Origin of the sequence: Streptomyces sp. NPDC017890 (assembly GCF_044328675.1) — a bacterium.
In the GTDB taxonomy this organism is placed as follows: Bacteria; Actinomycetota; Actinomycetes; order Streptomycetales; family Streptomycetaceae; genus Streptomyces.
This window is the reverse complement of sequence record NZ_JBIRHU010000024.1, coordinates 108528-131849: the sequence shown is the minus strand read 5'-3', so window position 1 is coordinate 131849 and position 23322 is coordinate 108528. Positions and strand designations below refer to the sequence as shown.

At 72.5% G+C, this 23322-nt stretch carries 22 protein-coding genes and 4 pseudogenes; 17 read left to right on the top strand and 9 right to left on the bottom strand.

The features are described 5' to 3' along the window. Nucleotides 1-218: 218 nt before the first annotated feature. Nucleotides 219-1379 (bottom strand): L-rhamnose isomerase, encoded by a 1161-nt coding sequence (gene rhaI, locus ACH4F2_RS28630; protein ID WP_398135638.1) that lies wholly within the window; start codon nt 1377-1379, stop codon nt 219-221. A gap of 275 nt (nt 1380-1654) precedes the next feature. Here rhaI and ACH4F2_RS28625 point away from each other — a divergent pair, with 275 nt between their 5' ends. The 11 genes and pseudogenes from ACH4F2_RS28625 to ACH4F2_RS28575 all read left to right on the top strand — a co-directional run bounded on the left by ACH4F2_RS28625 (nt 1655) and on the right by ACH4F2_RS28575 (nt 12240). Further along, nucleotides 1655-3172, top strand: a complete 1518-nt coding sequence (locus ACH4F2_RS28625) for a sugar ABC transporter ATP-binding protein (RefSeq protein WP_398135637.1) — start codon at nt 1655-1657, stop codon at nt 3170-3172. A gap of 115 nt (nt 3173-3287) precedes the next feature. After that, nucleotides 3288-4328: an ABC transporter permease gene (locus tag ACH4F2_RS28620; protein ID WP_398135636.1), complete on the top strand. Its 1041-nt coding sequence runs from the start codon at nt 3288-3290 to the stop codon at nt 4326-4328. Beyond that, complete coding sequence (locus ACH4F2_RS28615) at nt 4321-5334, top strand: ABC transporter permease (RefSeq protein WP_398135635.1); 1014 nt, start codon at nt 4321-4323, stop codon at nt 5332-5334. The genes ACH4F2_RS28620 and ACH4F2_RS28615 overlap by 8 nt, the downstream gene beginning before the upstream one ends. A 32-nt stretch (nt 5335-5366) precedes the next feature. Continuing rightward, nucleotides 5367-6449, top strand: coding sequence for a rhamnose ABC transporter substrate-binding protein (gene rhaS, locus ACH4F2_RS28610; RefSeq protein ID WP_398135634.1), 1083 nt, complete (start codon nt 5367-5369; stop codon nt 6447-6449). A 17-nt stretch (nt 6450-6466) separates the two neighbouring features. Beyond that, nucleotides 6467-6787, top strand: coding sequence for an L-rhamnose mutarotase (locus ACH4F2_RS28605; RefSeq protein WP_398135633.1), 321 nt, complete (start codon nt 6467-6469; stop codon nt 6785-6787). Nucleotides 6788-6883: 96 nt separating this feature from the next. Continuing rightward, nucleotides 6884-7063 (top strand): annotated as a pseudogene (locus tag ACH4F2_RS28600) (Tat pathway signal sequence domain protein); the annotation flags it as partial. A gap of 100 nt (nt 7064-7163) precedes the next feature. Continuing rightward, nucleotides 7164-8189 (top strand): LacI family DNA-binding transcriptional regulator, encoded by a 1026-nt coding sequence (locus tag ACH4F2_RS28595; RefSeq protein WP_398135632.1) that lies wholly within the window; start codon nt 7164-7166, stop codon nt 8187-8189. A gap of 128 nt (nt 8190-8317) precedes the next feature. Continuing rightward, the gene (locus ACH4F2_RS28590) at nt 8318-9619 is read left to right on the top strand and encodes an alpha/beta fold hydrolase (RefSeq protein ID WP_398135631.1); all 1302 of its coding nucleotides are present in this window, start codon (nt 8318-8320) and stop codon (nt 9617-9619) included. Between the two features lie 56 nt (nt 9620-9675). Next, nucleotides 9676-10419 (top strand): PIG-L deacetylase family protein, encoded by a 744-nt coding sequence (locus ACH4F2_RS28585; protein ID WP_398135630.1) that lies wholly within the window; start codon nt 9676-9678, stop codon nt 10417-10419. A gap of 4 nt (nt 10420-10423) precedes the next feature. Next, entirely contained in the window at nt 10424-11353 is a 930-nt protein-coding gene (locus ACH4F2_RS28580; RefSeq protein WP_398135629.1) for a sigma-70 family RNA polymerase sigma factor, read from the top strand. A 56-nt stretch (nt 11354-11409) separates the two neighbouring features. Further along, nucleotides 11410-12240, top strand: coding sequence for a pentapeptide repeat-containing protein (locus tag ACH4F2_RS28575; protein WP_398135628.1), 831 nt, complete (start codon nt 11410-11412; stop codon nt 12238-12240). Here ACH4F2_RS28575 and ACH4F2_RS28570 read toward each other — a convergent pair. Further along, nucleotides 12202-12804: pseudogene (locus ACH4F2_RS28570) on the bottom strand (cytochrome P450); the annotation flags it as partial. The gene ACH4F2_RS28575 and the pseudogene ACH4F2_RS28570 sit on opposite strands and share 39 nt — an antisense overlap. A gap of 1 nt (nt 12805) precedes the next feature. On the opposite strand from ACH4F2_RS28570, the pseudogene ACH4F2_RS28565 reads away from it, so the two are divergent. Together ACH4F2_RS28565 and ACH4F2_RS28560 are read left to right on the top strand one after the other, a co-directional pair. Beyond that, nucleotides 12806-13036, top strand: a pseudogene (locus ACH4F2_RS28565) (TetR/AcrR family transcriptional regulator); the annotation flags it as partial. 175 nt (nt 13037-13211) lie between these two features. Beyond that, nucleotides 13212-13937 (top strand): DUF2470 domain-containing protein, encoded by a 726-nt coding sequence (locus ACH4F2_RS28560; RefSeq protein WP_398135627.1) that lies wholly within the window; start codon nt 13212-13214, stop codon nt 13935-13937. Between the two features lie 62 nt (nt 13938-13999). Here ACH4F2_RS28560 and ACH4F2_RS28555 read toward each other — a convergent pair whose 3' ends face one another. From ACH4F2_RS28555 to ACH4F2_RS28545, 3 genes are all read right to left on the bottom strand, one after another. Next, a complete protein-coding gene (locus tag ACH4F2_RS28555; RefSeq protein WP_398135626.1) occupies nt 14000-15031 on the bottom strand; it encodes a hypothetical protein in 1032 nt (343 codons plus the stop codon). A 61-nt stretch (nt 15032-15092) separates the two neighbouring features. Beyond that, nucleotides 15093-16349: an FUSC family protein gene (locus ACH4F2_RS28550; RefSeq protein ID WP_398135625.1), complete on the bottom strand. Its 1257-nt coding sequence runs from the start codon at nt 16347-16349 to the stop codon at nt 15093-15095. 110 nt (nt 16350-16459) lie between these two features. Continuing rightward, nucleotides 16460-16954, bottom strand: coding sequence for an FBP domain-containing protein (locus ACH4F2_RS28545; protein WP_398135624.1), 495 nt, complete (start codon nt 16952-16954; stop codon nt 16460-16462). Nucleotides 16955-17083: 129 nt separating this feature from the next. Here ACH4F2_RS28545 and ACH4F2_RS28540 point away from each other — a divergent pair. Both ACH4F2_RS28540 and ACH4F2_RS28535 read left to right on the top strand, forming a co-directional pair. Beyond that, nucleotides 17084-17228, top strand: a pseudogene (locus ACH4F2_RS28540) (sugar kinase); the annotation flags it as partial. 73 nt (nt 17229-17301) lie between these two features. Continuing rightward, a complete protein-coding gene (locus tag ACH4F2_RS28535; RefSeq protein ID WP_398135623.1) occupies nt 17302-17622 on the top strand; it encodes a hypothetical protein in 321 nt (106 codons plus the stop codon). Nucleotides 17623-17693: 71 nt separating this feature from the next. Here ACH4F2_RS28535 and ACH4F2_RS28530 read toward each other — a convergent pair whose 3' ends face one another. The 4 genes from ACH4F2_RS28530 to ACH4F2_RS28515 all read right to left on the bottom strand — a co-directional run bounded on the left by ACH4F2_RS28530 (nt 17694) and on the right by ACH4F2_RS28515 (nt 22032). Next, nucleotides 17694-18725 (bottom strand): SDR family oxidoreductase, encoded by a 1032-nt coding sequence (locus ACH4F2_RS28530; RefSeq protein WP_398135622.1) that lies wholly within the window; start codon nt 18723-18725, stop codon nt 17694-17696. Nucleotides 18726-19020: 295 nt separating this feature from the next. Further along, the gene (locus ACH4F2_RS28525; RefSeq protein ID WP_398135621.1) at nt 19021-20211 is read right to left on the bottom strand and encodes an aromatic acid exporter family protein; all 1191 of its coding nucleotides are present in this window, start codon (nt 20209-20211) and stop codon (nt 19021-19023) included. Nucleotides 20212-20272: 61 nt separating this feature from the next. Beyond that, a complete protein-coding gene (locus ACH4F2_RS28520; RefSeq protein WP_398135620.1) occupies nt 20273-20929 on the bottom strand; it encodes an HAD family hydrolase in 657 nt (218 codons plus the stop codon). A 71-nt stretch (nt 20930-21000) separates the two neighbouring features. Continuing rightward, a complete protein-coding gene (locus tag ACH4F2_RS28515; protein WP_398135619.1) occupies nt 21001-22032 on the bottom strand; it encodes a PHP domain-containing protein in 1032 nt (343 codons plus the stop codon). Nucleotides 22033-22203: 171 nt separating this feature from the next. On the opposite strand from ACH4F2_RS28515, the gene ACH4F2_RS28510 reads away from it, so the two are divergent. After that, the gene (locus ACH4F2_RS28510; RefSeq protein WP_398135618.1) at nt 22204-23013 is read left to right on the top strand and encodes an SDR family oxidoreductase; all 810 of its coding nucleotides are present in this window, start codon (nt 22204-22206) and stop codon (nt 23011-23013) included. A gap of 66 nt (nt 23014-23079) precedes the next feature. Further along, nucleotides 23080-23316: a hypothetical protein gene (locus tag ACH4F2_RS28505; protein ID WP_398135617.1), complete on the top strand. Its 237-nt coding sequence runs from the start codon at nt 23080-23082 to the stop codon at nt 23314-23316. Nucleotides 23317-23322 lie beyond the last annotated feature (6 nt).

Genomic DNA, 23322 nt, shown 5'->3' with positions numbered 1-23322 from the left:
CAACGTCCTGTGGGCGATGATTCGTGACGGACAGTGCTATCAAGGTTCACCTCCCGTCACGGCTGCGGCTTGACATCACGATTGGGAAGTCCTTTTCGGCAGGCGGGACGGAAGCGCCCCTTCAGGGGCGCCGGGCGGTATCGACGTGCGGCGGGCGCCGCGTGGGCGCGACCAGCCACACGGCGCGCGGCCCGCGCATCACGGAACCGGGCAGACGCTCACGCCCCCCACCCCGCCTGCTGCCCCCCGACCCGCTCGGCGACGACCTTCTCCGCCCACCCGCAGGAGCGATAGGCCGCCATGGGATCCGGGGCGAGCCCCATCTCCTCACGCACCTCACGAAGCAAGGGACGCACATCCGTGTCGTACGCGTCCATCAGCACGGCGTTGGCCTCCAGCACGTCGCCCGAAGCCTGCGCGGCGCCCAGCGCCTCCGCGTCGACCAGCAGCGCCTTCGCCGTGGCCTCCTGCACGTTCATCACCGACCGGATGATCGCCGGGATCTTCGCCTCGATGTTGTGGCACTGGTCGAGCATGAACGCCACGTCGGAGGTGAACCCGCCCCCGCGCACCACCTCGTACATGATCCGGAACAACTGGAACGGGTCGGCGGCCCCGACCATCAGGTCGTCGTCCGCGTAGAACCGCGAGTTGAAGTCGAACCCGCCGAGCTTCCCCTCCCGCAGCAGCGTCGCCACGATGAACTCGATGTTCGTGCCCGGCGCGTGATGCCCGGTGTCCACCACGACCTGCGCCTTCTCGCCCAGCTTCAGGCAGTGGGCGTACGCCGTGCCCCAGTCCGGCACGTCCGTCGTGTAGAACGCCGGCTCGAAGAGCTTGTACTCCAGCAGCATCCGCTGCCCCTCACCGAGCCGTCCGTACACCTCGGCCAGTCCCTCGGCCAGCCGGTCCTGACGGGACCGTACGTCGTCCTGTCCGGGGTAGTTCGTTCCGTCGGCGAACCACAGCTTCAGGTCCCGCGACCCGGTGGCGTCCATGATGTCGACGCACTCCAGCAGGTGGTCGACGGCCTTCCTGCGGACCGCCGCGTCGGGATGGCAGATGCTGCCCAGCCTGTAGTCGTCGTCCTGGAAGGTGTTGGAGTTGATCGCACCGATGCGCACGCCCCGGTCCTCGGCGTGCTTCGACAGCGCGGCGTAGTCACCGACCTTGTCCCACGGGATGTGCAGGGCGACGGCCGGGGCCGCGCCGGTGAACTCGTGCACCTTCGCCGCGTCGTCCAGTTTCTCGAACGGGTCGCGCGGCACGCCCGCTTGGGCGAACACCTTGAACCGGGTGCCCGAGTTCCCGTACGCCCACGACGGCGTCTCGACTGCCTGGGTCTTGAGCGCGGCCTTCACCGCGGCGAGCTCGGTCACTTCGGCGCTCCTGTGACATCGGGTCGTAACCAGTCTTGAGCACGACCATGTGTGAAACGATTCAGAACGCGAAGTTATGAGCCGTCCGAGGGGGTGTCAACCCTTCCGGTCGACCCGGCTCTTCGTGACTCGGTCGTGACCTTCTATTATCGAAACTTTTTCGACCCGGACCCATTGACGTGACATGCCCTGCCTGCCTAACGTCCCGGCAACCGAGTTGAAACCTTTCACGACGCCGTGAGGGCCGTCCCGTCCGGCGTCGTCGAGGAGCCCCCATGACCCACCCGTCCGACACGGGTACGGCCCCGGTTCTGGCGCTCAGGGACGTCTCCAAGTCCTTCGGCGCGGTCCGCGCCCTGCGGGACGTCTCCCTGGAACTGTTCCCCGGCGAGGTGCACGCCCTCGCCGGCGAGAACGGTGCCGGCAAGTCGACCCTCATCAAGACGCTCGCCGGAGTGCACCGGCCGGACGCCGGCCAGGTGCTGCTCGACGGTGCGCCGGTCGTCTTCCACGGTCCCGGCGACGCCCGCGACGCCGGCATCGCCGTGATCTACCAGGAGCCGACCCTCTTCCCCGACCTGTCGATCGCCGAGAACATCTTCATGGGCCGGCAGCCCCGGCGCGCCCTCGGCCGCATCGACCACAAGGCGACCCGCGCCGCCACCGCCCAGCTGATGCGGCGCCTCGGCGTCGAACTCGACCCCGACCGCCCCGCGCGCGGCCTGTCCATCGCGGACCAGCAGATCGTGGAGATCGCCAAGGCCCTCTCCTTCGACGCCCGCGTCCTCATCATGGACGAGCCGACCGCCGCCCTCACCGGCAGCGAGGTGGCCCGCCTCTTCGGCGTCGTGCGCACCCTGCGCGACCAGGGCGCCGCAGTGCTGTTCATCTCGCACCGCCTGGAGGAGATCTTCGAGATCTGCCGACGGGTCACCACCCTGCGCGACGGCGCCCGGGTCGCCGGCGAGCCGCTGGAGGGCATGACCGAGGACGACCTGGTCCGCCGCATGGTCGGCCGTGACCTCGACGAGCTCTACCCCAAGCAGGAGGTCCGTCCCGGCGAGGTCGCCCTCAGCGTGCGCCGGCTGACCCGGGAGGGCGTCTTCACCGACGTCTCCTTCGACGTGCGGCGCGGTGAGATCGTCGGCCTCGCCGGACTGGTCGGCGCCGGCCGCACCGAGGTCGCCCGGGCCGTGTTCGGCGTCGACCGGTGGGACGCGGGCGAGGTGGAGGTCGACGGCAGGCTCCTCGTCAACGGCGCCCCGTCCATGGCGATGGCAGCCGGACTCGCTCTCGTCCCCGAGGACCGGCGCGCCCAGGGCCTGGTGATGGATATGTCCATCGAGCGCAACATCGGCCTCACCGGGCTCCGTACGACCGTGAAGGCCGGACTGATGGACCGCGGCGCCGAACGCAGCCGCTCCCTCGACTGGGCGGTCAGGCTCCAGGTGAAGTACGCCCGCATCGCCGACACCGTCTCCACTCTCTCCGGCGGCAACCAGCAGAAGGTCGTCCTCGCCAAGTGGCTGGCCACCGGCCCCAGGGTGCTGATCGTCGACGAACCGACCCGCGGCATCGACGTCGGCACCAAGGCCGAGGTGCACCGGCTGCTGAGCGAGCTGGCCGCCGATGGCGTGGCCGTCCTGATGATCTCCTCCGACCTGCCGGAGATCCTCGGCATGGCCGACCGGGTCCTGGTGATGCACGAGGGCCGTCTGACCGCCGAGATCCCCCGCACCGACGCCACCGAGGAGACCGTGATGGCCGCAGCCACGGGGAGGGCCGTCGTATGACCGCCGTCAGGAGTGCTGCCGTCGTGGCCTTCGCATGTCACGGGGGAGGCCGTCGTGTGACCGCCGTCAGGAGTACCGTCCCCGTGGCCCCGCACGTCACCGGGAGGGCCGCCGCATGACGGTCACCGCACCCGACCAGGCACCCGCCACCGACATGCCGGGGGCCGGCGCCACCCGGCTCGTCGACCGCGTCTTCAAGATGCGCGAACTGGCCATCCTGCTCGTCTTCCTGGTGATGATCGCCGTCACCCAGGCCGGCAACAGCGAGTTCCTGTCCGAGCAGGGCATCAAGGACCTGCTGCTGAACGCGACCATCCTGGTCCTGGTCGCCACCGGCCAGTCCCTGGTCGTCATCACCCGCAACGTCGACCTCTCGGTCGGCTCCACCCTCGGCATCAGCGCCTTCGCCGCCGGAACGTACCTCCAGGGCGGCGGCGACTCCGTCGTGGCCGTGTTCCTCGCGGTGCTGATGGGCGTCGCCTTCGGCCTGCTCAACGGTCTGCTGGTCAGCCTCGGCCAGGTGCCCGCGCTGGTCGTCACCCTCGGCACCCTCTACATCATCCGCGGCATCGACTCCATCTGGGTCGGCTCCCGCCAGATCACCGCGGCCGACCTGCCCGGCGACTTCGTCAAGTTCGGCTCCGGCGGCCTGAGCGCGGTGCCGTGGCTGGCGATGATCGCCCTCGCCGTGCTCGTCGCCACCGCGTACTACCTCAAGCACTTCGGCAGCGGACGCGAGCTGTACGCGCTCGGCTCCAACCCGGAGGCCGCCAGGCTCGCCGGCATCCCGGTGCGCAAGCGCATCCTCACCGCGTACACCTTCTGCGGTGCCCTCGCCGGACTCGCCGGCGCCCTGTACCTGGCCCGGTTCGGCAACGTCGACTCCGGCACCGGGAACGGCTACGAACTGACCGTCGTCAGCGCGGTCGTCGTCGGCGGCGTCGTCTTCACCGGCGGCTCCGGCAGCGTCTACGGCGCCGCCCTCGGCGCGCTGCTGCTGACCTCGGTCAACAGCGTGCTGCCCGCCCTCGGCGTCAGCTCCGTGTGGGTGCTGGCCATCAACGGCATCCTGCTCATCCTCGCCATCGCCGTCGACCGGATCGTCGCACTGCGGGTGGCCGACGCCCTGAAGAAGAGGAACGCCCGCCATGGCTGACCGCTCCCTGCTGCGCGCCGTCCGCTGGGACACGGTCGTGGGCGCCCTCCTCCTCGTCGTCCTGCTGCTCTCCTTCGGCTTCGTCGACGGCTTCGGCAACTCCCTGAACCTGTCCTTCCTGATCGGCAACACCCTTCCCATCGCGCTCATCGCCCTCCCGATGACCCTGCTGGTCGTCTCCGGCGAGATCGACCTGTCGGTCGCCTCCACCGCCGGCCTGTCCGGCGCGGTGATGGGCGCCCTGTGGAACCAGGGCATGGCGATCGAGACGATCATCCCGATCTGCCTGCTGCTCGGCGTCGTGTGCGGCCTGGTCAACGGACTGCTGGTCACCCGGCTCGGCCTGCCCTCCCTCGCCGTCACCATCGGCACCATGGCCGCCTACCGGGGCATCGCGCAGATCGTGCTCGGCTCCGACGCGGTGACCGACTTCCCCTCCCCGTACCTGGACTTCGCGGCCGGACGCATCGGCGACACCTTCGTCCCGTATGCCTTCCTGCCGTTCCTCGTGCTGCTCGCCATCGCCGTGGTCGCCCTGCACGCCACGCCGTTCGGCCGGTCGCTGTTCGCCGTCGGCGCCAGCGAGGAGGCGGCGCGGTTCGCCGGCATCCGGGTCAGGCGGCAGAAGCTGATCCTGTTCACCCTGACCGGCCTGATGTCCGCCCTCACCGGTGTCTTCTGGGCCCTGCACTACGCCAGCGCCCGCTACGACAACGCCACCGGCCTCGAACTCTCCGTCGTCGCGGCCGTACTCCTCGGCGGCATCGACTTCGACGGCGGCAAGGGCACGCTCGGCGGCGCGATCGCCGGAGTGTTCCTGCTCGGGGCGTTGCAGAACGTCATGAGCCTCCAGGACGTCTCCGCCCAGTCGCAGATCGTCGTCACCGGCGTCCTGCTCGTCGTCTCCGTGCTCGGCCCCCGGGTGGCACGGCAGATCTCCGTCGCGCGGGCCGGACGCCGGGCGGCACCGACGCCCCTGTCCAAGGCGCCCACGCCCACCCCGTAACCGGCTCCGCCCACCCTCGTAAAGGACCCACCATGCGCAAGTCGTCGCTCCGCCGCACCTGCGCGGCCCTCGCCGCCGTCACCTCCCTCGCCCTGGCCGCCACCGCCTGCGGCGGCACCACGAAGGAGGACGTCGAGAACGAGGGCGGCGCGGCCGCCACCGCGGGCAAGGCCGACCCGAACGCCGAGACCAAGAAGGGACTGACCGTCGGCTTCCTGCCCAAGCAGGTCAACAATCCCTACTTCACCGTCGCCGACAAGGGCGGCGAGAAGGCCCTGAAGGAACTCGGCTCCAGCTACAAGGAGGTCGGCCCCTCCAGCGCCACCGACACCGCCGGCCAGGTCTCCTACGTCAACACCCTCACCCAGCAGCAGGTCGACGCGATGGCCGTCTCCGCGCAGGACCCGGGCGCCCTGTGCACCGCGCTCAAGCAGGCCATGAAGAACGACATCAAGGTCGTCACCTACGACTCCGACACCAAGCCTGAGTGCCGCAACGCCTTCGTCTCCCAGGCGTCCGCCGACGACCTCGGCCGCACCGAGGTGCAGCTGCTCGCCGAGCAGATCGGCTACAAGGGCGAGATCGCGATCCTGTCCGCCGCGCAGACCGCGACGAACCAGAACGCCTGGATCGAGATCATGAAGGACGAGCTGAAGGACCCGAAGTACAAGGACATGAAGCTCGTCAAGGTCGCCTACGGGAACGACGACGCCCAGCAGTCCTTCCAGCAGACCCAGGGCCTGCTCCAGGAGCACCCGAACCTGAAGGGGATCATCTCCCCGACCACCGTCGGCATCAAGGCCGCCGCCCAGTACCTGTCCGGCTCCAAGTACAAGGGCAAGGTCAGGCTGACCGGCCTCGGCACCCCCAACGACATGCGCAAGTACGTCAAGAACGGCACCGTCGAGGCGTTCGAGCTGTGGGACCCGGCCAGGCTCGGCGAGCTGGCCGCGCGCACCGCCGTCGCGCTGGCCTCCGGGCAGATCACCGGCAAGGAGGGTGAGACCTTCCAGGCCGGCGCCATGGGCGAGTACACCATCGGCAAGGACGGCGTGATCGACCTCGGCAAGCCGACCGTGTTCAACGCCGAGAACATCGACCAGTTCAACTTCTGATCCAGGAGCGGTACTTCATGCAGCGTGTCTGTTTCCTGCTCAAGGTCCGCCAGGACCGCATCGCGGAGTACCGCGAACGCCACGCGGCCGTGTGGCCGGAGATGTGCGAGGCGCTCTCCGCCACCGGCTGGCACAACTACTCGCTCTTCCTGCGTGACGACGGCCTGCTCGTCGGCTACCTGGAGACGGAGGACTTCGCGGCGGCCCGGGCCGGCATGGAGGCCACCGAGGTCAACGCCCGCTGGCAGGCGGAGATGGGCCCCTTCTTCGAGTCCCTCGACGGGGCCCGCCCCGACGAGGCGATGAAACCGCTCACCGAGGTGTTCCACCTCGCCTGAGACCACCTGAGGCTCGTCCGAGAACGGAGTCCCCTCGCGATGCGACGACGCACCCTCCTCACCGGCGCCCTCGCCGTCCCCGTCCTGGCGACGGAGTCCGGATACGCCGACCGGCGGTTCCTGTAGGACGGCGCCGCACTGAACGTTTTCGGCGAGGTACTGATCGACGAGACGCGTATCGCGCAGGACGGCGTGCTGTCGGCGATGTACGAGGAGCGGTCCAGCGGCACCACGCCCTCGGCGCTCCACGTCGTCGACTTCCGGCTGCCCGCCTGACGGAGGTCCCTCCCCGGGGGCGCGGGTAGTGTGAAGGTCTTCCGGCCGCCCCGCGTCCCTGGTGCCTTGTCCCGAGTCCGACCCTGGAGGTCCCTGCCCGATGGCCCATTCGGTGGGTATCAAGGACGTCGCCCGCGCCGCCGGAGTATCCGTGGGCACGGTCTCCAACGTCATCAACCGTCCCGACACCGTCGCGACCGAGACCCGCGCGCGCGTGCTCTCCGCGATCGACCGGCTCGGCTACGTCCGCAGCGAGTCCGCGCGCCAGCTGCGCGCGGGCCGCAGCCGGATCATGGGGCTGCTCGTCCTGGACATGGGCAACCCCTTCTTCGTCGACGTCGCCCGCGGCGCCGAGCGGGCCGCGCGCGACGCGGGGCTCGGCGTGATGGTCTGCAACAGCGCCCAGAACCCGGGGGAGGAGGCCGAGTACCTCTCGCTCTTCGCCGAGCAGCGGGTCCGGGGCGTCCTGCTGACCCCGGCCGACGCCACCGGCCGCAACATCGAGGGCTTCCGGCGCCACAACATCCCCTTCGTGCTGGTCGACCGCGTCGCCGAGGGCACCACCGAGTGCTCGGTCTCCGTCGACGACGTCGCGGGCGGCGCCCTGGCGGTGCGTCACCTGGTGGACGCCGGACACCGTTCCATCGCCTACGTCAGCGGCCCGCCCGGCCTCAACCAGGTCCGCGACCGCCGCACCGGCGCCCTGCGGGCGCTCGCCGAGGCCGGACTCGGCCCCGGAGCGCTGCGCGAGCTGCCCACCGAACGGCTCGACGTCGCCGCGGGCCGGGACGCCGGCGCCCGCCTCCTCGGCCTCGCCGACCGGCCCACCGCTGTCTTCTGCGCCAACGACCTGCTCGCCCTCGGCGTCCTGCAGGCCATGTACGCCGCCGGGGTCGGCGTACCCGACGACCTCGCGATCGTCGGGTACGACGACATCGAGTTCGCCGCCGCCGCGGCCGTCCCGCTCACGTCCGTGCGCCAGCCCGCCGTCACCATGGGCGCCATGGCCGCCGAGCTGCTCCTGGAGGAGACGGAACTGGCGGGCTCCGACCGGACCCACCCGCACCGGCGGGTCGTGCTCCAGCCCGAACTGGTGGTGCGGCGCTCCAGCCTCGCCGCCCGCTGAACCAGCATTCAGCACGATTTCATGATCCCGGGGGTCGGCGGCCGCAGAACCATGTGCTGAACTGGGACACGGCCGAAAGATCCGCCCGTACGATCCGTCCGTACGGTCCCTCCGTCCCGGGAGCCCCGTTGAGCCTCAGCTACCGCCAGCCCGGCGTCGTCCTCACCGACCGCCGCTTCACCGTGCCCCTCGACCACGCGAACCCCTCCGGGGAGACGATCGAGCTGTACGCCCGTGAGGCCGTGGCGAGCGACAAGGCACACCAGGACCTGCCGTGGCTGCTCTACCTCCAGGGCGGCCCCGGTTTCGGGGCGAACCGTTTCATCGGCCGTCCCGCCTGGCTCGGCCGCGCCCTGAAGGAGTACCGCGTCCTGCTCCTCGACCAGCGCGGCACCGGCGCGTCCACACCCGCGAACCGCCAGACCCTCCCGCTGCGCGGCGGCCCCGCCGAGCAGGCCGACCACCTCACCCACTTCCGCGCCGACGCCATCGTCCGCGACTGCGAGGCCATCCGCCCCCAGGTCACCGGCGGCGCCCCCTGGACCGTCCTCGGCCAGAGCTTCGGCGGCTTCTGCACCGTCGCCTACCTCTCGCTCGCCCCCGAGGGCTTGAGCACCGCCCTGATCACCGGCGGGCTGCCCTCCCTGGACGCCCACGCCGACGACGTCTACCGGGCCGCCTACCCCCGCATCGAGCGGAAGGTCGTCGCGCACTACGCCCGCTACCCGCAGGACATCGAGCGCGCCCGCCGCATCGCCGACCACCTGCTCACCCACGACGTGGTGCTGCCGAACGGCTACCGGCTCACCGTCGAGGCCTTCCAGTCCCTCGGCATCCTCCTCGGCGGCGGCGAGGGCAGCCACCGCCTGCACTTCCTCCTGGAGGACGCCTTCGTCCGCACCCCGCGGGGACACGAGCTGGCCGACGCGTTCCAGGAGCAGGCGCAGAGCCTGCTGTCGTACGCCGGCCACCCGCTCTACGCCCTTGTCCACGAGGCCATCTACGCTCAGGACGCGCGCCCCACCGGCTGGTCGGCCGAGCGGGTCCGCGCCGAGTTCCCGCGCTTCGACGCCGCCAAGGCCCTCGCCGGTGACGAACCGCTGATGTTCACCGGCGAGTCGGTCCACCCGTGGATGTTCGACTGCGACCCGGCCCTGCGCCCGCTGCGCGAGACCGCCGAACTGCTCGCCGCCCGCACCGACTGGACACCCCTGTACGACCCCGCCCGGCTCGCCGCCAACGAGGTGCCGGCCGCCGCGGCCGTCTACCACGACGACATGTACGTCGACACCGGCCACGCGCTGACCACCGCGCGGGCGATCCGCGGCCTGCGCACCTGGGTCACCGACGAGTTCGAGCACGACGGCGTACGGGCCGGCGGCCCCCGCGTCCTGGACCGGCTGCTCGCGCTCGCCCGCGACGAGGCCTGAACGGCGGCCCGCGAAACAGGGCGTGGGATGTCAGCGGCTCGCGTTAGTGTGCGGACATGACCGAGCCGACGATCACTCAACTGGAGCCCATGCCCGGCGACTGGCGGCGCGCCCTGGCCGTCGTCGCCCACCCGGACGACCTGGAGTACGGCTGTTCGGCGGCGATCGCGGCCTGGACCGACGAAGGCCGCGAGGTCGCCTATGTCCTCGCCACCCGGGGCGAGGCGGGCATCGACACACTGGCGCCCGCCGAGTGCGGCCCGCTGCGGGAGCGGGAGCAGCGGGCGAGCGCGGCCGTCGTCGGGGTGAGCGAGGTGGAGTTCCTCGACCACCGGGACGGCGTCATCGAGTACGGCACCGCCCTGCGCCGCGACATCGCCGCCGCGATCCGCAGGCACCGGCCCGAGCTGGTCATCACCCTCAACCACCGGGACACCTGGGGCGGCGTCGCCTGGAACACCCCGGACCACGTCGCCGTCGGCCGCGCCACCCTCGACGCGGCGGGCGACGCCGGCAACCGGTGGATCTTCCCGGAGCTGACCGAGCGGGGCCTCGAACCCTGGGACGGCGTGCGCTGGGTCGCCGTCGCCGGTTCCGCCTCGCCCACGCACGCCGTGGACGCCACACCGGGGCTGGAGCGTGCGGTCCGCTCCCTGCTCGAACACCGCACGTACATCGAGGGGCTGACCGACGAGGACCCGGAGACGTACGTGCGCGGATTCCTCGTCGGGTTCGCCGAGGCCGCCGGTGAGCGGTTCGGCGGGAGACCGGCCGTGACCTTCGAAGTTTTCGGGCGCTAGCGGCATGGAGGGGGAGCGGGAGACGCGGGGGGCGCGGGGGGACCAGCGCCTGGCGGAGCGGTTCGAGGAGCACCGGGGGCAGCTGAAGGCGGTGGCCTACCGCATGCTCGGTTCACTGGCCGAGGCGGAGGACGCCGTGCAGGAGGCGTGGCTGCGACTCGGCCGCACCGGCGCGGACGGCATCGGGAATCTGGGCGCCTGGCTGACCACGGTGACCGGGCGGGTCTGCCTGGACCTGCTGCGCTCGCGGACCGCGCGTCGCGAGGAGCCGATGACCGAGGCCTTCGACACGTTCGTCCCGGACCCGGTGCTCAGGGCACTGCCGCAGGGCGATCCGGAAGAGGAGGCCCTGCACACCGACTCGGTGGGGCTGGCCCTGCTGGTGGTCCTCGAGGCCCTGGAGCCGGCCGAGCGGCTGGCGTTCGTGCTGCACGACATGTTCGCGGTGCCCTTCGACGACATCGCGCCGATCGTGGAGCGCAGCCCGGCCGCCACCCGGCAACTGGCCAGCCGGGCCCGGCGCCGGGTCCGGGACGCGTCCGTCGAGGCCACCCCCGACGTCGGCAGGCAGCGTCAGGTCGTGGAGGCGTTCCTGGCCGCGAGCCGCGCCGGTGACTTCGAGGCCCTCGTGTCCGTCCTTCATCCGGACGTGGTGCTGCGGGTCGACGCCGGGGTACTGGGCAGCGGCGCGGGGGCGTCCAAACGGGTGCGGGGAGCGCGGACGGTCGCCGGACAGGCCTTCCGGTTCCGCCATCTCGCCGGGTCCGCCCGCCTGGCCCTCGTCAACGGCGCGGTGGGCACCGTCGCCGTCCAGGAGGGGCGGCCGCAGTCGGTCACGTACGTCACCGTCGTCGACGGACGCGTCACGGGGCTGTACATCCTGGCCGATCCGGACCGGCTGTCCCGCCTGGACCTGCCCGTACCGGACTTCTGACCGGATCGGGGGGCCGCCCGCGCTCCCGTGTGCCGGCGGTCCGTATGCTCGGCACCATGCGAGAACACACGGCCGATGAGGCGGAACTGCGCGGCGACTGCGAGCGGTGCTTCGGTCTGTGCTGCGTGGCCCTGCCCTTCGCCCGCTCGGCGGACTTCGCGATCGACAAGGACGCCGGAAAGCCCTGCCCGAACCTGCGGGACGACCACCGCTGCGGCATCCACGCGCGGCTGCGGCACAGCGGTTTCACCGGCTGCACGGTCTACGACTGCTTCGGCGCCGGACAGAAGGTCTCGCAGGTCACCTTCGGCGGCCAGGACTGGCGCACCGGCCCGCCGGAGCACGCCCGCCGCGTTTTCGACGTGTTCCCGGTCGTCCGCCAGCTGCACGAACTGCTCTGGTACCTCACCGAGGCGCTGTCCCTGCCCGCGGCCCGTCCCGCCCACGCCGACCTGCGCCGTGCCCTGACCGACACCGAACGTCTCAGCGACGGCTCCCCCGAGGAGCTGGCCGCCCTCGACGTCGCCGCGCACCGGCAGCGGGTCAACGTGCTGCTGCTGCGCACCAGCGAACTGGTGCGGGCCGGCACGCGCGGCAAGAAGAAGAACCGCCGCAACGCCGACCTCATGGGCGCCCGCCTGAGGGGCGCCGATCTCAGCGGGGCCGACTTGCGCGGGGCCTACCTCATCGCCGCCGACCTCACCGGCGCGGACCTGCGGGGCGCGGACCTGATCGGCGCGGACCTGCGCGACGCCGACCTCACGGACGCGGACCTGACCGGCGCCTTCTTCCTGACCCAGCCGCAGCTCACCGCGGCCCGGGGCGGCGCCGGAACCAGACTGCCGGGGTCAGTCACCCGTCCCGCGCACTGGACAGCGGGGCGCTGAAGCGGCGTCCTCGGGGGCGCGGTCCGCGGTGGTCCCGGGCGGGCCGGCCGGGGTCCGCCGGTCCAGTCGCAGCCGCAGTCCGTCCGGCATCAGCGTCAGCCGCTCGGTCACCCGCAGCCGGTGGTCCGGCTCCGGCCGCAGCTCGTAGCGGCGCAGCAGGAGCCCGAGGACGAGTGTCGCCTCGTGCAGCGCGAACTGCCGCCCGACGCACGCCCGCGCGCCCGTACCGAACGGCTTGAAGGTGTGCGGGACACGCGACCGTACGGCCTTGGCGTCGAAACGGTCCGGGTCGAACCGTTCGGCGTCGGGCCCCCGCACCTGCGGGTCGCGGTGCAGCATCCCCGTCAGCACCAGCGCCCAGGCACCGCGCCGCATCGGGTACGTCCCGCCGAGCACCGTGTCCCGGCGGGCCTCCCGCGCGAAGGCGGGAGCGGTCGGCCACAGCCGCAACGACTCGTCCAGCACCCGGCGCACGAAGCGCAGCCTGGCCACCTGCTCGTAGCCGGGCGAGTCCGTGTCGCCCCACACGCGGTCCACCTCGGCCCGGGCCCGGGCCGCGACGTCGGTCTACCGGCAGGCGCTCGCCGCACAGGAGCGGCAGATCCTCGCGGCCCTGGCCGCCGACCCGGAGTTCGGCCCGGCATTCGGGGAGCGGACCGACGTGCGGCTGGCGGTGCGCGGCTGGCCGGCGTTGACCACCGCGGTCTGCCTGGAGTGGCTGCGGGACCCGGAGCCGGCCCCGGAGCAGGTGCGCGACCTGTGCGCACGGGCCCTGCTGGGCGCCATCGCGCCGTGAGCGCCCCCGTTGCACTCCGAAAGGCTCTCCCAGGCCGCTGAAATGCGCCCTGGCATGCGCCGAAAAGGTCTCGCAAAGAATCACGTGTCCCGGTTGGCGCACACCCAGATCTCCTATAAGTTAGGTGAGCCTTACCTAATGAACTTGCCTATTGGATTGACGACGGAGGATGGGGATGGGCGACAGCCACACGTGGACGGCCGCGCCTGCCGCGGCGGAGCAGGTCCGCTCCGTACTCGCCGCCGCATGGTCCTGCGCGGTGACCGCGGAGGGCGGCCGCGAGGAGTTCGTCGGCGCGCACACCGTGTCCGACGACGGCCGGGTGCTCCTGCACGTGCCCGAGGACAGCGCCCTGCTCGCGGCGGCGATCTGCGCGCCACGCGGGGAGCCGTCCGCCGTGCTGGAGTTCGCCGACGTGGCGCCCGTCCCGGTGCGGAACCGGATCAGGGCCCGGCTCTGGCTCGCGGGCCGGTTCGTCCCGGAGGACGGCCACCTGGCGTTCACGCCCACGCGCGTGGTGCTGCGGCAGCCCTCCGGTGCCGTTGTGGTCGGCCTCGACGAGTTCGCCTCGGCCGGACCCGATCCGCTGGCCCTGGCCGAGGCGCGGCTGCTGACCCATCTCGCCGACTGCCACGGCGACGCGGTGGAGCGGCTGACCCGACTCGTCGACGCCGACAGCCTGCACGGCGCGGTCCGGGTGCGGCCGCTCGCCGTCGACCGGCACGGACTGACGCTGCGCATCGAGCGTGCCCGCGCCCACGGCGACGTACGGCTGCCCTTCCACGCGCCCGCCGACGACCTCGCGCAGCTCACCGAGCGGATGCACGTGCTGCTGACGCAGGCGGGCGCCGCCTCCTGCCCCCGGGCCCTGCAGCGGCAGCGCACGGACGGCGACGGCTGACGGCGGACGGCTCTACCCGCCGACCGCCGACCGCCGACCGCCGTCCGCCGAGCCCCCGGTGCCTACCAGTCCCCGTCCTCCACCGGTGCGCCCGGTGCGTCCTTGAGCGGCCTGACCTGCTGCTGCGAGGGTGCCTGCCACGGCTCGTGGTCGTCCCCGGTCCAGTCTCCGACCGGCTTGACGTCCCGGAGCGGATCGGTGGGCGCGAGGTCGTGGGCGTCCTGGTCGTAGTAGTCGTACCAGGGCAGACCGGCCTGCGTGTACGCGGCCCGGTCCACGGGGGACGGCGGTGGCGTCTCGCCGGTGATGCGCAGCCACTGCGGAGGCGTGACCAGGTGCACGAAGACCCGGCCCGCGGGCCCCTCGGCCCAGTTGGACAGCGGCCGTTCGTCGCGGTAGACCTCCTGCCGCATGGATCCTCCGACGCCGAGCCCCATGGCCGGCGCGGACCGTGGCCGGGCCGCGCCCGGGGCCGCCGGGGCCGACATCGGCATCGGGGCCCCGTAGGCGCCGCCCGACCGGGCCGCCCGGCGTGTCCGCTCGGCCCGGCGCCGCTCCTCCTCCCGCCAGCGGGCGAGCTCGGCATCATTGAGCGGGAAGGCCTGCAACTGGACGCCGCCCCAGACCTCCTCGCCGGTGACCTGGCCCTCGACGGTCGCCCCCATGCCGAGTGGCACCGCCACGAACTGGCGGACCGTGCCCGTCCCGGAGTTGATGCCGTCCAGCCAGGGCTGACGGGGGAGCACCACGTAGTTCTGCGGGTCGCGGGTCAGCCGGTCGCTCCAGGGCTTGCCCGAGACCGCGCACACCTTCCCCACCCCGACCTGGAGCGCGGCGGGTTCCTTCGTGCCGGCGAAGCTCAGCCACATGGCCTCGCGCAGGTACACCGGGAGCATCACGCCGCCGCGCGCCCGCCAGGCCTCGGGCACGGTGCCGGCGTAGTCGGCGACCCGGCGGACCGGGAACTCGCCGAGCCCCGGCGGCAGCGGGTGGGTGCCCGTCTCGGGCAGCCGCAGGGTGCGGATGAAGCGCACCGTCGCACCGCCCGGCAGCAACAGCCTGTTCCCGTCGATCCGCACGCTGGTGTCGGTCATCCGTACGCCTCCTCTTCCCGTCTTCCGGTGGCGGATCTTCCGAGTCCGCCATCACCGTTCCTCAGGGGGAACGACGCCGGGCAGCGCTACGGTTCCGCTTCCGGAGCCGGGCCCGCACCTCGTCCCGCAGACGGGTCAGCCGCGGCATGCGTTCGCGCAGCTCGCGCGTGTGATGATCCAGTTCCTCCAGGAGCCGGCGAGAGCGGTGCTCGGTGTCCATCTCGTCGATGATGCGGTTGACCTCGGTCAGTACCGCACCGTGCAACTGCCAGTGCAGGGGGCTGCGCTGCACCTCCGTCAGGAGCAGCTGGGCCAGCCTGTCCCGGGTGACCGCGGCCTGCCGCAACTCGGTGGTCAGGCGCTCCTCCGCGGACTCGGCGTCCTCGCTCGCGCTGGTGGTCACCAGCACCGCGAAACTGACCACGGCGTCGGCGATCTCGGACAGCAGCTGCTGGACGGCGGCGCCCGTCTCCGGTGGGAACAAGGGATCGGGTTCACGTTCCTTGGCGAGGTCGGTGAAGGTACGCGCGAGGACCCGCATCACCACCGTGCAGATCTCCAGGGTGTCCAGACCGGTACGCAGCACCACCCGGTGGAGCAGCCCCTCGCGTACGCGGGGATTCAACCGCAGGCTGTCCTCGGCCTGGCGGAGGTCCTCGTCCACCTCCCCGATGTCGTGGTCGAGCCGCCGGGCCTCGTGCAGCCGGGCAGCCGCCTCGTGGAACGGCGTGCTGTCGGCGGCCTCCTCACCCATGCGCAGCATCAGCTGCCGCACCCGCCGGGCCAGCCCCTCGATGGACTCACCGGCCTGCTCCACCCACACCGGGGGAGCGAGGATCAGGTTGAAGGCCAGCCCGACGATCGCCCCGATCAGTGTCTCCACCACCCGCGCCCACGCCAGGCTCCCGTGCGAGGTCACACCGAGCACCAGCATCGCGCTGATCGCCACCTCGGCCACGAACTCGTGCGCCCGCACCAGGTGCCCCACGCCCAGCGCCGCCACGATCACCAGGGCCAGACTCCACCAGCTCAGCCCGACCAGCTGGCTGAAGGCGATGGCGACCAGGACGCCGGCCACCACGGCGTTCACGCGGCGGAAGCTCATCTTGAGCGTGGCGTACAGGGTGACCTGGACGACCAGCAGCGCGGTCAGGGGAGCGGTGAGCGGCGCCGCCGACTTGTCGGGGGTGAGCCGCACCGCGATGACATAGGCGATCGAGGCCGCGGCGGCCGATCGCAGCGCCTGCACCACCATGGGGTCCTTGAGCCACTTCACCCGTCGCAGGGTTGCGGCCGCTCTCTCACGTACATCCCGCATCCTCGGGCTGTTCCCTTCCCCAGGCGCCTCGAACGTATCCGGACAGGACGGTAACCGGACAAAGGGGGCAGGAGTGGTTCTCACGCGCCGTACACCGGCATCCGTGAACGTCAGGCGATCACCTTGGCCAGGAAGGCGGACAGGTTGCCCAGGGTCCGGGCGATCTGCTCCTCGAGGGTGAGGCTCTCCTCGAAGCGGGCGCCGCCCTCCGGTACCTTCTTGCCCCGCAGGTAGAGGGAACAGGCGAGGTCGGCGCACATGTACAGGCCGACCGAATTGCCTTCGCGGCCGGCCGGGCCCGCCTTGCGCGCGGTCATCAGCGACACCCCGCCCCGGGGGTGGGTGGTCAGGCACAGTGCGCACATGCTGCGCTGGAAGAGGCCGCGCTGTGCCTGCTGGAACCGCAGGCTCACGCCGGTGAGGCGCTCGCCGTGGTCGGTGACCAGATAGCTGCGGTCGGGCGCCCCGGGGTCCCGCCAGCCCAGGAAGTCGAGATCGTCCCAGGGGTGCTCGCCGAGATCGCGAGGGACGGCCAGGCGCCTGGCCTCGCCCTTCGAGCAGTTGACGAAGGAGTTGCGGACGTCCTGCTCGGTGAGTGCTCTCATGGAGGAACCCCGATCGCGAGTCGATGGCCGGCATGGTCAAACCTAGGGGCCCTAGGTTTTCACCTAGCCTAGATAGGCAGGGCGGGGCGGTGCCAGTGGATTTCGGCAGCGCGCTTTCGCAGGCCGTACGGCCCCGACGCCGTCACCGTCGGTGCCGCGATCCTGCCGCCGGCCGACTTCTTCGCGCGCGGCGGCCGGCGCCCCGAACCGGCCGGCGCCCGAGGACCCGGTTCCCGCGTGGCGCACGGCGCTCGAGGAGCGGGCGCCGCACTGAGGTTTCGCCGGTCACCCCGGAGGTACCCGAGGTCGCCCGGACGACCAGGAGGAACGCGGAAAGGGAGTGCGCCGTGACCGACCACCGCCTCGAAGGACCGGGCGAGAACGGTGCCCCCGTTCCGCGGGACATGCCGGACCAGCAGGCCGGCACCGGCGACGACCCGTGGGAGGCCGCCGCGCCCACGCGCGAGCAGCTCGAGCAGGGCCAGCGCCCCGAGGGTGACCAGGACGACGATGCCGACGACAGCGCCGGCGAGGACGGAGCGGCACCGGCGGCCGGGCCCACCGCCGACGTGCCCGACACGGACGAAGCGGGGACGGGCCGGCAGGGCGCGCCGCACTCGGGCGCCGTACACCCCGAGCACCCCGTGCCCGACGAGTCCCCAGGCTGACGGGGCCACGAACGAGTCCGCCGACTCACCGGGGCCGGGGGCGGGCACCGGCCCGCCCCCGGCCCCGGGCTTCAGCCGACCTTGCGCCCCCGCAGCGGCTCCGTCGCCGCTCCCGCGCCCTGCTGGAGGCCCCGCAGGAACTCCTCCAGGACCTCCGTGGCCGTATGCTCCGGGCGCCACCCCAGCTCGGCCCGCGCCCGTGTGCAGTCCATGAGCGGCAACCGCAGCACCGCGTCGAACAGGTGCGGGGAGGCGGGCAGCAGGTGCAGCCCCCACGCCGCGGCGATCGCCGAGCGGGCCGCGGTGCGGGGCAGCCGCACCGGTCGCACACCGATCATGTCGCCGAGCAGCTCGGCGTCGACCGGCGGCTCGGCGGCGAGGTTGAACGGGCCCCGGGCGTCCTCGGAGCGCGCCGCCAGCCGGTACGCGTTCGCCGCGTCGTCGGTGTGCAGCGCCTGGACCCGCAGGCCGGGAACGTCCGGCAGGAAGGGCAGGAGCTGCGGACGCGCCATCGGACCCGGCAGGAACCTGCCGCCGAAGATCCGGCGCTGTTCGCTCGCCGACTCCCGCTTGAAGAGGAACGCCGGCCGCATACGTACGACCCGGATCCCCGGGTGGTCCCGCTCGAAGGTGTCCAGGGCACGCTCCAGATAGGCCTTCTCCCGGCAGTACGCGGCGTCCGGCCAGCCGTGCGTCGGCCAGGACTCGTCCACCGCGTGGTCCTTGGGACCCGGCGAGTACGCGCCGACCGACGAGGCGTGCACCAGCGCCGGCACCCCGGCCGCCGCCACCGCCTCGAAGACCCGGATGGAGCCGAGTACGTTCGTGCGCCAGGTCGTCGCCGGGTCGTGCGTCGGCTGGAACGCCCAGGCCAGATGCACCACCGCGTCGGCGCCGGCGAAGTGGCCGGTCAGGTCGGCCTGCTCCGAGGCCACGTCGGCCGCGGCCCACTCCGTCCTGGGGGGCGACCACTCGGGAATCCGCCGGGCCAGCCCCAGCACGGACGCGACCCCCGGATCCTCCGACAGAAGCCGCACCACGCTGGTGCCCACGTTGCCGGTGGCACCCGTGACCACGATCCTGCTGCCCGCCTCGCTGCTCACCTTGCGCTCCTCTCGGCCGCCTGCCGTACGGAGGTCACCGGGTACCCGCCCCGCCGGGGAGGCACGCAAGAGGAAGCCCCGACCGTGACGGGGGAATCACGATCGGGGCGGTACGAGGTGGATACGGACGGCGGTCGCCTCTCGGCGAAAGGCTCCACAGGGCTTCAGCCGAACGATCGTCCCTGTGGGCGATAGGTGAGGCCCGGGGACACTGTTCCGTCCGTACCCACGCCTTCTTCAACGGGGGAGGGGCTGCCGGTGTTCCACCGTCTGTCGCGTTTTGGGGTGATGTGTGTCACTGCTCCTGGGGCTCGGGCACGATCTCGGCCCACAGGTTCTCGGCCTGCAGCAGCAGTGTGCCGAGGACCGCCGTCCGCGCGGGCCCCTGCCCGGCGTGTTCCCGCAGTCCGTCCTGCAACCGCCGGTGCAGTTCCTCCATGGTCTCCTCCGTGGCCTCCTCCCGGCGGGCCTCGGCGGCCTCGCCCAGCAGCCGGTCGGCCTCCCCGTGGCAGGCGTCCCCGATGAGTGCCAGCAGACGCGCGTACAGGTCCAGCACCGGACCCTCGGGCATGGCGGGAGTCCGGTGTTCGTCGGCGGCCACCGTCAGGGTCCGGGTCAGTGCAGTGACGTTCCAGGCGACGCGACTCCACCGCTGATCCTCCTCCTCCGGAGGGACGGCGGCGGGCGCGCGACGCAGCGCGCGCAGCGGCCCGTAGTTCAGGCGCAGGCTCTCCTGGCTCCACGACCGGGCCGACGCCAGCGCGTCCAGCCGCCGCTGCAGACGCGCCGCGTCGCTCGCCCAGCCGGCCGTGGTCTGCGCGTCCCACTCGGTCTCCCGCAGGTCCGCCGCGACGGAGTGCAGGACGTCGCCCGCCTCCCGGGGAAGCGCCGCCAGGTTCTCGCGCACGTCCCGCAGGTGGATCGGCGGCAGCACGAAGGCGTTGACCACGATGCCGATGACCGCGCCGAGCGCGGCCTGCCCGACCCGGTGCCCGACCGCGGAGGCCGAGACCGGCGTACCGGAGGCCAGCACGAACACCGCGGTGGTGGCCGTGTAGATGCCCTGTCCGCCGAAACGGGACCAGTTCGAGATCAGCATCAGTACCGGCAGGGACAGCACCAGCGCGCCCGTGTTGTCGTCCGTGAGCGCCTGTGCCGCCGACGCCGTAAGGGCTCCGACGCAGATCGCCGTGAACTGGTGCCCGGCCTGCAGGACGGAGCTGTAGACGGTGGCCTGTACGAGGACGAGCGCGACCCACGGGGCCATCAGCGCCATCGGATCGCCCAGCCAGACGCCTGCCACGGCCCAGGCGATCAGCGCCGCGCCCGCGGCCTTCAGCGACTGCACCACCAGGTCGCGTTCCCGCCCGGGGCCCTGCCAGGCCGCCCGGACGGCCCGCCCGACGGCACACGTCTCCCGCCACACCGCGGTCAGCGGCCGACGGCCCCGGAGCACCTCCCGGGCAGTACTCGTCACAGCGGTCATACGGCACCGGGTATCGGCGTGAACGGGCGACGCGCCCCCGGACGAGGTACGACACGGTGGCTCATGCCAACGGGCTCTCGTCGAGCGTGGCGAGCAGGCCGGCCGGGTCGGCGTAGACCGAGTCCGCGCCGGCCTGCTCCAGGTCGGCGCGGGGCAGACCGCCGCACAGCACGGCCACGCAGCGCACTCCGGCCCGGCTGCCCGCGCGCATGTCCCAGACGGTGTCGCCGACGAAGACCGCCCGCTCGGCCGGCACCCCGGCGAGTTCCAGGGCGTGCTCCACCGGCTCGGGCGACGGCTTGCCCGCGTCGACGTCGTCGGCGCTCGCGGTGGCGTCGATCGCGTCGTCCGCGTCGATCGCCCGCAGCAGCGCGCCCAGCTCCGGGCCGCCCGCGGAGGTGGCGAGGATCACCTTCCAGCCGTCACCGGACAGGCGGCGCAGCAGCTCCCCGGCGCCCGGCAGCGCCGGCAGGCGGTCGAAGTACTGCCCGTACAGTGCCTTGTGGGCGGCGCTGAGCTGCGCGTCCTGGTCCGTGTCGCGGTCCTCGCCCAGCAGATGCCCGATGAGGTCGGTGGAGGCGAGGCCCACCGCACGGTGAATGGCGTGCATGGGCACCTGGTGTCCCGCCTGCCGGAACGCCTCCCACCAGGTCGCCACATGCAGGTGATTGGTGTCGACGAGGGTTCCGTCGACGTCGAACACGGCCGCCCGTTCCATGCACGTTCCTTTCCTGGTCCTGTCTTCGTTGGATCGTCCGGCGGGTACCACGTCAGCGGGCCGCCACTCCGTCACGGTGTACGGCCCTTCCGGGTCCAGGCCAGCAGCTCGTCCAGGGACCACGTGGTGACCACGCGCTCCGCGGGCACGTCGCACTCCTGGGCCCGCGCGCAGCCGTGGATCTGCCAGTCCAGCTGGCCGGGCGCGTGCGCGTCGGTGTCGACGGAGAACAGGACGCCCGCGTCCACCGCCCGGCGCAGCAGCCGGCGCGGCGGATCGAGCCGCTCGGGCCGGCTGTTGATCTCCACGGCCGTGCCGGACTCCGCGCAGGCGGCGAACACCTCGTCCGCGTCGAACTCCGACTCGGGCCGCCCCCGCCCGGTCAGCAGCCGGCCGGTGCAGTGGCCCAGGATGTCCGCGTGCGGATCGCGGACGGCGGCCACCATGCGGCGGGTCATCGCGCGGGCGTCCATCCGCAGCTTGGAGTGCACGGACACCACCACGACGTCGAGGCGCTCCAGCAGCTCCGGTTCCTGGTCCAGCGAACCGTCGTCGAGGATGTCGCACTCGATGCCGGTCAGCAGCCGGAACGGCGCCCAGGTCTCGTTGAGCCCCGCCACCACGTCCAGCTGTTCGCGCAGCCGCTCGGGGGACAGGCCGCGTGCGACCGTCAGCCGCGGCGAGTGGTCCGTCAGCGCCGCCCACTCGTGCCCGAGCGCCGCCGCGGCCCGGCCCATCGCCTCGATCGGGCTGCCCCCGTCGGACCAGTCGGAGTGCAGATGGCAGTCGCCGCGCAGCCGCTCCCGCAGTCGTTCACCGCCGAGGGCGAGCGGGGCCTCGGCCTCGCCCTCCAGCTTCTCCAGGTAGCCGGGCAACTGCCCGGACAGTGCCTCGCGCGCGACCTGTGCCGTCCTGGGTCCGACGCCCTTGAGCGACTCCAGTGACCCGGCCCGCTCCCGCAGCTCGTCGGCGGGGAGCTCACCGAGCACCCGGGCCGCGGTGCGGAAGGCGCGGACACGGTAGGTCGGCGCCTGGGACCGTTCCAGAAGGAACGCGATCCGCTCCAGAGCCTCCACGGGGCCCAGCGCGTCGGCGGGGTCCATCGCCACCTCCTCCAGCGGCTTCCTCCGGCACGTCCAGGGTTCCCCAGCGCTCCGGGACCCGCACCACGGACCCGGCGGTTTGCGCCTGCCACACCCGGGTACTGCGACGCCCCGCGCACCGCCGCGTGCCGCGGGGCCGCACAGCCGAGGAGCGCCCAAGAGGAGGCCGTCATGCCCAGCCCCAGCCCGTCCGACGCCAAGGTGGCCGTGATCACCGGCTCCGACTCCGGCATCGGCCGCGCCACCGCCGTACGCCTGGCCGAGACGGGGATGGACGTCGGCATCACCTGGCACAACGACGAGGAGGGCGCCGAGCGCACCGCCGAGGAGGTGCGTGCCCTGGGACGCCGGGCCGCGACCGCCCGGGTGGACCTGACCCGGCTGCCCGAGGCCGCGGACACGGTCGACGGGCTGTGCGAGCGGCTGGGCCGGATCGACGTCCTGGTCAACAACGCCGGTACGGGTACCGCCACGCCCTTCCTCGACCTGGGACTGGCCGACCTGCGGCACGTCCTGGACGTCGACCTGGCCGGCCCGTTCCTGTGCGGGCAGAACGCGGCCCGGCGCATGATCCGGCAGGGTGACGGAGGCCGGATCGTCAACGTGACCTCGGTCCATGAGCACCAGCCGCGGGTGGGCGCCGCGCCGTACTGCGCGGCCAAGGGCGGCCTCGGCCTGCTCACCCAGGTCATGGCGATCGAGCTCGCCGAGCACGGCATCACCGTCAACGCGGTGGCGCCCGGCGAGATCGCCACGCCCATGACCGGCCAAGAGGACACCGACCCGCACACGGAGCGCCGGCCCGGCGTGCCTCTCGGCAGGCCCGGCGACGCCCGCGAGGTCGCCGCTGTGATCGCCTTCCTCGCCGGGCCCGACGCCTCGTACGTCACCGGCGCCTCCTGGAGTGTCGACGGCGGAATGCTCCGGATGGGTCCGATGGCCGGATCCCATCTGACGGGCGACGACTGGCGCCGGCCCTGAGCAACCGCGCCGCTCGGCGGTCCGTCCGCACGGCCGCGGGTGCGGGTTGCGGCCTACCCTCTAGGCATGACCGAAATCGAGAGCCCGCACATCGGCAGTCCGCGGATCCTCGTGCTCCAGGTGCAGCCGGGCACGCCGCCGTTCCGGATCGTGGAGATCGACGGCCAGGTGGTCGGTGAGGCCAAGGCCGTCACCGACGTCCTGCTGGCCGCCGCGGCCTTCGGCATCACGGTCCACGACCTGGACGACCCGGACGTGGTCCGCTGGGTGGGCGGGGACAAGTTCACCTGGACGCTGCACTGACGCCGG